Raw genomic sequence first — 12,410 nt, 5'->3', positions numbered from 1 at the left:
AACCCCCTTTATATATTAGAGTCCAATTGATAATCTTTCCATATGTCGATATTAGAATCCCACATATTTGGTACATACCCCAATCCTGTGAGTTTTTTATCAATGGTATCCCAGTACCCTTCATCCCATTTGAAATGATTCCACATTACTGGAGCTATCGTATTAATATACTCTACCCAATTTAGCAACGTAGGGGTTGCCTGTCCATCTGATTGAAATAGAATTTTATGAACATCTTCTTTATTTTTATCGTATAATTGGTATTTTTTAATCCCATAGATGAAACTAATTTCATGTGACCTACCGGTTTTCATGGCATATATTCTTACGTTTAAATGCTCATCTACATAAAATTGTTTATCTGTTAATGGTTGATTATCTACACGTAATGTACGAGTATCTATATACTTTCCTGATTTATTCTTCAAAAAGAAATCTTTAGAATCATCTTTCCAAATTAATTTTTTGTTAGAACGATCTTTTCTTTGAATGAAATTCAATTCTCTTGCAATTCCATTTGTTAACCCTATATCATGTGAACCTGCTGGATACCTAAATACATCTAAAATTCTTTCCTTAAAGTCTGCGTTTCTTTCTAGATGCATCCTTTGAACACCTAATAGCAGGCCAAATTCATCAAATACATTCCAAATATGATAATCAATAGGTGTAATAACAACCTCCACATCACCTTGTTCATGTTTTGTTTTAATAATTATTTCACCATATTTTTGTACTGTATATAGTTTCATCTCACTATAATCAATAATTGCACCTTGATTTTTATCATTATAAAAGAATTCTTTTAATGTTTCTAAAATAGGCACTTCAATAAGATTATTCTTTTTAAACAACCTCACGTTATCACTAGGCTTGATCTGAGGAATCTTATATAACTGAATCCAGTCTAAAGTATGAATATCAGCGGTATGAATATATTTTTGTTCTTGAATCCAGTCTAAATAATCTTGAACTTCTTCTAACTCAATACCAAAGAAATTTAAGAACTGTTGACCGGTACTTTCATTATCTTGCCTAACTTTACTCCATAACGGGTATTCATCTGCAAGTCTTTGAGTAAAGCTTGAATACCAATAATGATTCACAAAAATACAATAAACCCCTATTGATTGCACAGAAAGATTAATAGTCTTTTCTTTTTGATCAATAGTGTGTTTAACTACATCCCATTCTTTTCTCTTTTCATCGTATCTACAAGCTTTGCAATGCTTTACCTGTGCTTTTGTAAGTCGATTCGCAAATTTTATTTTCATAGTAATGGATTGAATGGGAACTTCTGAATCTAAATAAAACTGTAAATATGTTGGTTGAAAATCATTATATGTATCCTTATTTATAGTTAAATTACTATAGTTCAGGGTCTTGTTATATTTCTGAGTCCAACTTATTGGTTCTGTGCTCTCAATCCATATGTCTTCGTGTTGAATTATATAAATAAAAAACACCCTCCTGTCCTTGAAAGGCATTACAAACCTTAAATGTAAGAACAGTATAACATAAAAAAGGACATACCACATAGGTATGCCTTTTTTTATTTTACAGTGTATTATCATAAGATGTGATAACGTAGTAATACTTCGTATTATTTTCAACAGTTGTATCTTCAAACGTTGCCTCAGTAGCTCCTGTTGCACCAATTTTAGAATATTCCACGCCATCTTTTGTAGAGCGATAAATGTTATAACCAGCAAGATTTTCATTAAGCTCTGCATCAGATTCATTTTTAACTGATTGCCAGTCAATTCGAATCTTACCATCAAATGCTGTAGCAGTGACGCCAACTGGAATAGAAGGAATTGTTTTTACTTCTAATTCAGCTGATTTTTCACCTTCTTGTGGTAATGCTTCATCATCAAATGCAGCAACAGCATAAATATAACTTGCACCATCTTTCATACCACTATCAGTGTATGTAGTTGCTGATGCACCAACTGATCCAACTAATGCAAACGTAGCTCCTGCTGTTTTCTTTCTAAAAATACGATAACCTTGTAAGTCATCAAGAACAGATCCATCAGCGTTCACTTTTAATGCGTCCCAAGATAGGATTACTTTTCCTTGCTCTATCGTATAATTTAATCCAACCACTTTACCTGGTGCAATTGTATCACCAGCTGTAGCAAATACTTGTACGGAATATCGAGATTCTAAAGTACTCATTACTTCCACCCCTTAATTATATTTTATATATGTTAGGCTACTTGTTTGCAGCTAAACAACTTTTTTAGATACGGCGAGGTCGCCAATTGTTCAGGCGTTACATCTCCATCAGCACAATTCGGAACAAGATCAATACCAATATCGTTATAAATATTATCGACAATTTCAGAGCAAACAACTTTATTTACTTCTTCAAAAGTTGCTGAAATACGAAATATCTTTTGCAATGCAAATGAAATAATATGTATCCAATCATAACCTTTATTGAGCTTTGCTCTTCGAATTGCTTGTTTAATAATTTTTGTTCTTTGCTCGCTAGTAAGTCCCTTTGTATAACGATAAATATCATATACCTCATGCTTCAGCGGACGTATAGCTAAATCTTTATTAATATCAATTTCTAGTATTAAACCATCTGCTACTATTATCCCAGCATGTGTATAATCTGATCCTGTAATCCAATTTATTAATCTAGAAATAATAGGTGTATTGCCTTTCACTAAAACAATATCTCCTGTTTGTAACTTCACAGAATAACCTCCCTTCTGCGATTCTAATAAATTATATACTGATTAAACTCTAGATACAAAACTCATAGCAAGCCATTGTTAAGCTGTTCCCATGATATTTTGCTTTCTATCTATATGTTCTTTTCTGTTTTCTAATATTTCTTTCGCTTTTGCTTCTGCATATCCCATATAATCAAATAACCAGTCAGACTTAGCTAAAGATGCGTCTGTAATTTGATGCATTTTTGCAATCTGCTCTAGATTCTCTTCAATTTCTTTCTCATCTACTGAAAGACTCAAGCCATTTACTTTCTTATTCATTATTCTCATAAAACCAAACAACACAAACTCTAGTGTGGATGATCCAATGTTAGGATTTATTTTCTCTGAAGCCATATTGAATAAAATCTGATTTACCTTCAATTGTTCTTCTTCAGATAGATTTTTAAAGCTTTCTGCGTTAATTTCTCCTGATAGAATCTTAGATTCTAGTGTTTCCTCTTTTCTTACATCATCTGATACAAATGAAATACGTTCTCTAGCCATATTTAATCTCTCCTTTATTTTATGCCCATGTTAGAGCGTAGTTTAATAGCTTAATGCCTGATGGAATGATAGCTTTTACTTTTAACTGCGTACCTGCTGGGATTGTCTTATTGTCAAAGTAGAACAATTTTTCCGGTGTAATCGGGGTCCATGTTTCACCATTGTCACGAGAAATGAGATAGCTTCCATCTTGGACTAACTCATTATTACTATTGGCTTCGAAAATTTCCACTTCAGCAATTCCTTGATCTACACCAGTAGTAGTTCGAATGAATTCGATTTTTTGTGCAGCCTTATCCACAGGGACTTCCCAAGTTATAAATTTATTTGGGTTTACTGCAACTACAATACCATCTACAAGAAGCTTTCCTGAACAAACGGGCCAAGTAGGGTCAGCATAAATAATCACAGAACCTATATTTCGTTTTTCAGGAAATGTGCATAAAAAACCGTCATCAGGTCCATTCGCACTGTCATCCCAAACATAGTTAGTTTTATTTCCATCTGTCATTCCGCTTTTATCACCACGAAAGAATCCTTCGCCAGTTGCTTGGATATCAGCATCCCTTGCTATATTCTTCCCACGAATTTTTACATAGATTGCATTTTGAGCTTGACCGTTTCTTCTGTTGCTACTCTTATCGGTAACTGCTGTTCCTTCACCTTCTGCAAAATCATAGTATAAGAGCAGCCCTTCTTCATTTCCTGATAATTCTGTACCAACAGTATCTGCAACTTTTTCCCATAGTCGAATATTTGCCAATGTTCCATCGACAAAATCTGAATAAGAACCACCATCTGTTTCTTGTCCAATTGACCATAAATTAGCACTCAATGGTATGAGATTTGCCGTCTCTCCATTTGCCACAAGATTGCCATCTACATAGATTCGAAAGTAACTTTTGTCTGTGCGCTCGATTACAAAACGAAGTTTATATTCTCTTCCTGCTTCCAACGCCGGACCCCATATAACATAAGATAACACTCGTAACTGAAGTTTATTTTCATAATAGCCACACAAGATATTATCTTCATTAAAGGCAACAAAGCATTGGTTTTTGGTTGAATTCAATGTAACGGTTATTTCACATGTAAATGTTCCCGTAGAAGGTCCACTCGTCCATCCAGGTATGACGATATGAGAATTTGAACCATTAAACTTCATCCCATACTTATTAAATTCTTTCTTCTGCTCCCCTGCAAGAAGGATTACTTTCTCTGGAGAACTTTGCACTGTTTCAGCCACTGTCTCAATTATACAAGGTGCTTCTGAATTCGATTGAATGAATCCAAATTGTGTGTCATGTGAGTATCCTGAGCTTTTATCTGCATCAATGCCACTTGCATCAAGGAGATCATCAAACATCATATTTTGCATATTATATTTTGTTGTTTTGGCAATGCTATTTAATTTAGCATGTGCCTTCATAATATTCACTGCATCATGAACAATAAGCTTATTTGCTCGTAATGATAACCCTTCTAAATACTTTTCTAAGCTATCAATACGTTCTTTTACGTTCATGAATTTACCTTCTACACCGTCAGATAATGTTTGATTACGTAAGCTAGATTCTGCATCCTTGGCTTTATTCGCAATACCATAACTAATAGTATCCATTTCGCACCATCCTTTCTATAGCCATGAGTATGAAATAGCGTGAAGTTCTTCCCCGCTTTTCAGAACGACTTTAACAACTAACTCTTTACCCTCTGGGAGTTTATCTAAACTAACCAGCTTATCTTTTTCAATTCTCATCCAATCTTCTCCGTTATTTCGGGACACATAATATTCTAATCCTTCCGATTTAGAGGGATCTTGTGTCATAATGTCTTGATCTTTATTTTCAAAGAATGCAAGTTCATTCATAGTACCATGCCAATTATTAGGAACACTGGTAATTGTCCGAATAGCCCAGTATCGATAGGAACCAATGCTATCAAACTCATATTCTTTCGGTGTCGCAGTTGGGCTTCCATTTACTTCAATTGCACCATGATTTCCAGAGTAAGCAATTTTCCAATTTGTTTTATCATTGGAACAGATAACTTGAAATTCTACAAGACTAACGGAAGATATATATACCTTCTCAATATGTTTTGGACTATCTTTAAAATCTAATCCCACATAGTAGTTGCGCCAGTTGTAATAGTAATGTGCATGAGTTGCACTAAGTTCTTCATTCCCATCAAACACCTGCCAAGGCTGTGTTCCTTTGAAGTTAGTTATAGATGTCTCCCAAATAACATTTAAACTATTAGATGTATTGGAAGTCAGAGGGGCTTCAGGATATTTTATCCATCCACTTTCTCTCGTTGCTTTTCCGGATATCCCTGACAATAGAAATAGTTTTGGCATCATATCTAATTGCTCGCTTACTGTAATAAATGTAGCTGGTTGTTGAGCATTACTTTGCTTCACCTTATGCTTCTTTTTATCGTATGTAATATTCTCAGATTTTTCAACGTCAATACCTGAGTTATCACCAAAATCATCTATAATCATATCTTTCATGTTATAGCGTTTTTTATCCAAAAGAGAATTTACTCTTAAATTATGCTTATTGAGATTTATATGGATACTCGTTTCTAAGTCTGATACACGATTAGGCAATGGGCGGATTTTGTATTTAATTTTAATAGAATCAATAGTTGGAAGAACTTCTCCATTTTTAAACTGCACTTTTAATTTCAGTTTCTTTCCATTCCTTGACTTAATATTCTTCCCATCCAATTCTATAAAATCAGAATCACTATTAGTCTTAGTTGAAACTTTAATATTTCCTGTCCCTACAACTTCAATAGCTGATAGCTCTAAGAAGTCATTTCCTAAATCAATCTCTTGGGATATCCATTCTCCTTGATTAGTGTATTCTAATGAAGGGCCAAGCATTTTTAATTCACCGATCTCTAATGATTTATCTCCATTGTTAGCAAGAACTGTTAATCTATAATATTGATAAGCTGTTCTATTTTGCGTGAAAAATCTTTTGGGATTTCCTGCTTTCCATCCTGATATGGCAGCTTCTAGTCCTATCATATTCCATGTCTCTCCATCATTGCTTCCATGGAATTTAAAATCTCTTGGTGCTCTAGTTTCTTCTAATCCATTGTCACCAAAGACAGGGTGTATTTCATATGATGTAACTACTACTGGGCTATCATATTTATATTGTAACCATGTGTCTGATACAAAGTCTTCTACAAACCATCTGTCTTCCCAAGAATTCGTGGTACCATTGAATGCTCGATATGCAGGCCCGTTTGAAAGTGATTCTGCACTTGCACTTACTACTCCACTTGGTGCTGTATTACTTGTCATAACTGGAATTAAATTAACGTTAGACTCTCCGCCGCTTTCTGTTTTATTTAATGAAAGCACACCTGTATCTGCATTTAGTCCAATAAAAGTTCCCTTTGCAAAATCATCTTTTGTGTCAATGATAATTTCTTTATCTATCAATCCTTGTCGTTTCTTTTCTAATTCATCTAGACGAGCTTTAACAGTAGCAAAAGTACCTTTTACATCTTTGTCTCCATTTTTGTAGTCACCTACACCTAGGCGCTTATTCAGTGAATCTAGATTTTTCCTTCCTTGCATTGCTTTAGAATAACTTACGATATCCAATTGTTTCACTCCTTTCTTTCCATTAGGCCCATGCATAAGAGATTGCTGTTAAGATTGCTGAATCTGTTGGCAAATTAATGCGGATTTTAAATTGCTTACCAGATTGTTTTGAGACATCTATTACATCCCCTGATTGAACGGCATTCCAAGTACTTCCGTTATCTAAAGAATATTGGAATATGCACTCTTGATGATCTGCTGTTATGACCAGTGTTTTGCGATATGCAGGTAACTCTTCTGTATTCGTCTCTATCATACCAGTTCCACGATATAATTTATCTTCTGAATTATAAAGAATTCCACGTGATATAGATGCTTTAAATACCTTATCATCTTCTGAATAAGCAAGTATCTTAGAATTTTTAGGTAATGCTTGCCACTGCTCCGCTGTAATGCCATTCAATGACACCATGCCATGGTCTTTAAACACTTGATCTGTTACAGGTGCAGGTCCAACATCTATCCATGAATCAGATAACTTTTTAATCATTCCATCTGATTCAATGAGGAATCTTGTATTATTTACCTCCACATACATACGAATTGCAAACTCATATTGAATAGATATGCTTGGTCTTATATCAACATCACCATCGCTGCCACTTGGCACCCTGTAATTGAATGATTTCACACTTATTGGAAGTGACCCATCATTACTATAAATATCCCTTGCGACAGGATTTTCTTTTTCACTTAGTGCTGTTGCAGAAAAACCAACATAGTATGATTTTCCTTTTTCTAAAGCTACTGGCGAGGTGAATTCACTTCTCACCCATGTTCCTTTTTTGTCTGTGACAGTTGTTTGCCCTTTTGCAAGTAAGCCATTTCCATCCCATATCTTTGCTGTTCCAGTATTAGAAGAGTTAATTGTTGCTGGATGAACAAGCCACTCCATAGCTGTGACTACTACATCTTGTTTTACACTGATATAGTTTGCTATTGTACTCATACTATTTCCCCATATTGCATTTGCATCTGGACACATTTCAAAATACTTTCTTGGCTTCCCAATAGTAAAACCGACGCCAACCATAAATCTATTTCCCGTGGCACTTGCTCCAATTGCCGGCTCTTTTCCTGACCCGTAATTCGCACCACTTGTTCCACCAAGAGAAGTCATTGCCTGATACAATTCATTTGTAATCGGATTTTCGTTTTCTGTAAAATAAAATTTAGCATCTTCACTTGATGACCTAAACACAATTAAATACACTTTTCCTTTTTTAATTTCCACGCCATTTGCATTAATATATGTCTGAGAATTTCTTGCTGATGGAGTTGCTTCTACTAGTTTAGATAGTATTTTTCCTGTGCTTTCTTCTACTTCCCATAATGACGCTTTATCCCAAGAAGAAGGAGTTTCTGTCCTTAGATATAATTCTCCAATATTGAAATCCTTTAATGCCTTAAATGAAGATCCCCTCCATGTTTTTGCGCTATCGCTTGAAATACTCGTAGTTGCTGACCATAAATCTGGCATCTATTTCACCTCTACTGTCTTTATATTTGTAAATGATGCAAGACTTAATTCAGATACCTTACCTGATCCTAATTCTACTGTATTAGAAAACGCAACTTCTTGCTTTGTTTCTCCCGCACCTGAAGAAGCAATAATTTTCATACTATCAGATTCACATGTATCTATTACCATGTCATGCATTTTATATTTTTCTGATTTAAGTAATGCATTACTTTTAAAATTGAGTTTTGCCATATTAATTGCATTGATTCGTTCTAGCTCTTTTAAACGCCCCTCAATTGTTAAGCTATTTGTTTCAATCTTGATGCTATGTAATTTAGGTGAGTTGCTTACAACTGGCACCGTCTCATATGCTAATTTATCAATTAATAATGTGTCCGTAACTGCATGTAAGTCTAAATAATATGCTAATCGTAACTTCATTCCAGATAAAAAAGGCTTCCATGCTTCCTGTCTAACGTTATTAAATGTAGCAATATCCATACCCTTTGATTTTACATCATCTAAATCACTTATATCAACAGGATGCCAAGATACACCATTAAATGCTGTCCATGTTGTGCCACTGTCATTAGATGCAATAATCTTGAGGACACTTTCATTTTGTACAGTTCCCGTTAATGTAAAGGACTTAATAGGCTTCTCAAATATCATATCTGTTTCTTGCATAATTAATTGTCGCTTTGGTATAGCAGTTACATTTACAGACGCACTGTTAATGTTTGTATCTCTTGTAAGAACTAGTATTTTAATATTATCTGATTCTAATTGATTCCATGATGATTCAGGAATTACACTCAAATCTGTCATACCATGTTGCTTAAATTCATCTACTGTAGGCATATTCATTCCTCCTTCAATATTTTGCCATGTGTTATTTTCATATGTTTTTATTATATCACCATCTTGTATCAAGAGAAGACTAGGTTCTGATTTTAGTGTGATAGTAACAAACCCATTTCCTGCTCGATAGCTATTTTGTCCTAATTGATTTGACCCTAAATTATAACTACTTCCACCTCCTCCACCTGAAATAATTGAACCACCACCGCCAAAGTATCCACCTCCCCCGCCACCTCCCCCGCCAGAGTAGCCTATTCCCTTTCCACCTTGACCAATTGTTCCAGAAGTAGCAGTAACTGCGGTAGTTGTATTAGAAGCAGCACCACCATATACAGGTCCAGCACCAGCACCACCATACCAGGTAGTATTCCAGGATTCACCTGCTTCGCCGTATTTGGTCCCGCCACCTCCTCCTTTTGTTCTTTCGTATCCACCCCCGCCACCTCCAGCAGCTACAATTGTTCGTTTATCTAAAGTCATTCCACCAATTCTTATATCAGATGATCCACCACCTGAAGCGGCACTTCCACTTGTATTTACAATTGAGCCCCCACCATTCCATCCGCCTGCAACACTTCCATTTTCTACTTTTTTTCCTTGTCCACCTACCATTACATAAATAGGTTTGCCACCTTCTAGTGTAAAATCTCCTGAAACCAAAGCGCCTAATCCACCTAATCCCCCAGAAGAAGAATTTCCACCTTGTGCGCCTTGAACTTCAATCTTGTATACTCCACTAACAGGCGGAGTGAATGTTTGCTCTGCTCCTGTATAATTAAATGTCCATACTTGTGCCATACTACTACCCACCTTTTTTAAATACTTATCCAAGCCCCATCTTGATAAACTCTTATGACTTCTCCATCTTCAACAAGTAACAATTGTTTTCGCACAGTAAAGGCTGAACTCTCCTGATATGCAGATGTAGCTGTATTATTATCTACTGCTCTGACTCTTATTTTAGCATTTGTAATATTTAATCCATCGGGAAGTTTATATTCTACTGATACATCTGTTGTCTTTGAAGCAATAGGCACCCAAGAAGATTCGTTGTAGAAATCTACATCGTATGTAATTGCCTCCTCCTCTGGATCCGTAGATGCATCCCATGATACTGTAATGGTTTCACCTGTTAGGTATACACTATTTGTACTTGCTGTTACTTTTAGATTTGTTGGCACTGTTGGTGGCATACTTCCTAATTCAACAAGTTGAATTTTAACATATCCATCACCAGATTTTCCCGTTGTTACAGATGTGTTTTCCCCGGATATATAGGAACCGCCGCCGCCACCTCCATATCCATCATTGTAACCGCCGCCAAATCCAGAGTAACCACCGCCGCCAAATCCACCTACACTTGCGTCAGAACATGCATAGCCACCTAGTCCGCCACTAATAAAAGCTTGCCCACCTTGTACAATGCTATTTTTTCCATCCGCTTTCCCCCAAGCTTACAACTGTCTGTGTTGCATATTCAACAGATTGTCCGTCACTATAAAAGCCACCGCCTGATCCAGCCGGATAATGTCCAGAAGGAACCGATTTCCCACCTTGCCCTGATGAACCTCCATATGGAGTCATAGAACCGTAAGATGATGTCCCTGAAGTGGATACGCTCCCATCGCTTCCATAGCCGCTGGAATTATTATTTGAACCACCACCACCGCCACCACCACCTTGTGGATAGCCCATACCTTGCTGTCCTACTAATACTTGAATTACGTCATCTTGTTTTAGTTCAATTTTCCCACTAGCAATTGCACCATATCCCCCCCCTTGCGGTAAGGCTTGAATTTGATGTTTTCCCACCTTGTGCACCTGCTGCTGTAATCTGATATTTCCCACTCATAGGAACTATCCATTTCATAATTGTCCCTGACCGACCAATGTTCGTTGGGTTAAAATGAAGAGTATCATTTAAATTTAGTGTTTCTGGGTAATTAGTAGCACCAGAATACGTGTTATTAATAACATGTGTTGCCATGTAGCTTCCTCCTTTTTAAATAAACTCCCAGTTTCCATTTTTATAAGACTTATTTATATTTCCATCTTTAATTACATACAATTGCTTTGCTACTGAGAATATATTACTTAGCACATATTCAGATGCGCCATTTTCACTGTCATTTGCACGAATCCGTAGTTGTGCTTTATCTGTTGTAACTGATGGAAGGATACAATCATAATTTGTATCTATAATATTTTTTGCAATACTTATCCATGCTGTACCGTTATAGAAATCCATTTCATATGCAATAGAATTCCCCTCTGGATCAGTTGATGCAGTCCATTCTAATGGAACAATCTCATTAGACAGATTCATACTCTTAGAGATTGGTTGCTTTGTAAGTGATGGCTTTGTTGGTGGCTCATTTGCAGAGCCGATAAATGTAATTTCAATTCGCCCATGACTACCTTGCACACCAGATTCGTTATCTTGATTGATTCCTGTATTAAATGAACCTGCACCTTGTGCGGAAAAAGCAGAAGCGTTCCCTGCGCCGTGACCACCTGTATAGCCTCCACCCCCACCACCAGCTGTACCTCCAATTCCACCTCCACCACCAAAGCTACCACTCGCACCTGAATATCCTTCTCCTCCAAATAAGCCTTGAGAATATGTATATCCACCTGCACCATAGTAAGTTCCATGTCCACCATCATTGTAACCGTTTGAGTAAAAACCTGACCCGCCTGCACCTCCAGTTCCTCCACCATGACTTCCTCCAAGGCCCTCTCCTTTTGATGGTTTACCTCCACCAATACTAGGCGGTAATTTTTCTTTTGAGCCGTCACTACCACGAATATTTTGATTGCTAGAGTATGATGACTGTCCACCACCTCCGCCAGCAATTAGAAGAGGAATATTTTCTCTTACAATGAATGAACCTCCGCCACCTCCACCTTCAAAATCCAATCCATTATGAGTAAATATCCCTTCTTGACCAACAGCGAGGTTAATTATTTGATTGGCTTGCAAGTTGAAGTCTCCTTTCATTCTTGCGCCTTTCCCCCCAAATGACCCGCCACCCTTTGCCCCCCATGCTTCAATTGTATATAGTCCATCATAGGGTACTTTCCATTGACATATAACTCCGAACCTTCCAGTGCTAGTGTTATTAAGAATCATTTTATCTCCACGCTTTAAGCTTGCTGGAAATGTTGCTACTGAACTACCAGGTTGATTTACTGTATAAGTTGCCATAATATCTTCTCATTT

Annotated in this window: 12 protein-coding genes; all 12 read right to left on the bottom strand. The window is 36.4% G+C overall.

From position 1 onward, the window contains the following. Positions 1-8 precede the first annotated feature (8 nt). Positions 9-1,466: a hypothetical protein gene (locus tag BCG9842_RS28730; RefSeq protein WP_000465144.1), complete on the bottom strand. Its 1,458-nt coding sequence runs from the start codon at positions 1,464-1,466 to the stop codon at positions 9-11. 91 nt (positions 1,467-1,557) lie between these two features. Continuing rightward, positions 1,558-2,181, bottom strand: coding sequence for a fibronectin type III domain protein (locus tag BCG9842_RS28725; RefSeq protein WP_012614845.1), 624 nt, complete (start codon positions 2,179-2,181; stop codon positions 1,558-1,560). 32 nt (positions 2,182-2,213) lie between these two features. Then, positions 2,214-2,711 carry a YiiX/YebB-like N1pC/P60 family cysteine hydrolase gene (locus BCG9842_RS28720; RefSeq protein WP_000776300.1) on the bottom strand — a complete coding sequence of 166 codons (498 nt, stop codon included), beginning with the start codon at positions 2,709-2,711 and terminating at the stop codon, positions 2,214-2,216. A gap of 78 nt (positions 2,712-2,789) precedes the next feature. Next, entirely contained in the window at positions 2,790-3,236 is a 447-nt protein-coding gene (locus BCG9842_RS28715) for a hypothetical protein (RefSeq protein WP_000090426.1), read from the bottom strand. 19 nt (positions 3,237-3,255) lie between these two features. Beyond that, positions 3,256-4,857, bottom strand: coding sequence for a LamG-like jellyroll fold domain-containing protein (locus tag BCG9842_RS28710; RefSeq protein ID WP_000379770.1), 1,602 nt, complete (start codon positions 4,855-4,857; stop codon positions 3,256-3,258). Between the two features lie 15 nt (positions 4,858-4,872). Then, positions 4,873-6,873, bottom strand: a complete 2,001-nt coding sequence (locus tag BCG9842_RS29000) for a discoidin domain-containing protein (RefSeq protein ID WP_396132110.1) — start codon at positions 6,871-6,873, stop codon at positions 4,873-4,875. Positions 6,874-6,886: 13 nt separating this feature from the next. After that, on the bottom strand, positions 6,887-8,344 hold the full coding sequence (locus BCG9842_RS31765; RefSeq protein WP_001113123.1) for a hypothetical protein: 1,458 nt from the start codon (positions 8,342-8,344) through the stop codon (positions 6,887-6,889). Beyond that, positions 8,345-9,985: a glycine-rich protein gene (locus BCG9842_RS30765; RefSeq protein ID WP_000090002.1), complete on the bottom strand. Its 1,641-nt coding sequence runs from the start codon at positions 9,983-9,985 to the stop codon at positions 8,345-8,347. A gap of 17 nt (positions 9,986-10,002) precedes the next feature. After that, positions 10,003-10,380 carry a hypothetical protein gene (locus BCG9842_RS31760; protein ID WP_001135335.1) on the bottom strand — a complete coding sequence of 126 codons (378 nt, stop codon included), beginning with the start codon at positions 10,378-10,380 and terminating at the stop codon, positions 10,003-10,005. Between the two features lie 232 nt (positions 10,381-10,612). Continuing rightward, positions 10,613-10,999: a hypothetical protein gene (locus BCG9842_RS31755; RefSeq protein WP_041488205.1), complete on the bottom strand. Its 387-nt coding sequence runs from the start codon at positions 10,997-10,999 to the stop codon at positions 10,613-10,615. Beyond that, complete coding sequence (locus tag BCG9842_RS31750; RefSeq protein ID WP_012614827.1) at positions 10,941-11,174, bottom strand: hypothetical protein; 234 nt, start codon at positions 11,172-11,174, stop codon at positions 10,941-10,943. The genes BCG9842_RS31755 and BCG9842_RS31750 overlap by 59 nt, the downstream gene beginning before the upstream one ends. Positions 11,175-11,189: 15 nt before the next feature. Next, on the bottom strand, positions 11,190-12,395 hold the full coding sequence (locus tag BCG9842_RS31125) for a hypothetical protein (protein ID WP_000257265.1): 1,206 nt from the start codon (positions 12,393-12,395) through the stop codon (positions 11,190-11,192). Positions 12,396-12,410: the final 15 nt, after the last annotated feature.

The organism is Bacillus cereus G9842 (assembly GCF_000021305.1).
Lineage (GTDB): Bacteria > Bacillota > Bacilli > Bacillales > Bacillaceae_G > Bacillus_A > Bacillus_A thuringiensis_S.
This window is presented reverse-complemented; position numbering and strand designations above follow the sequence as displayed.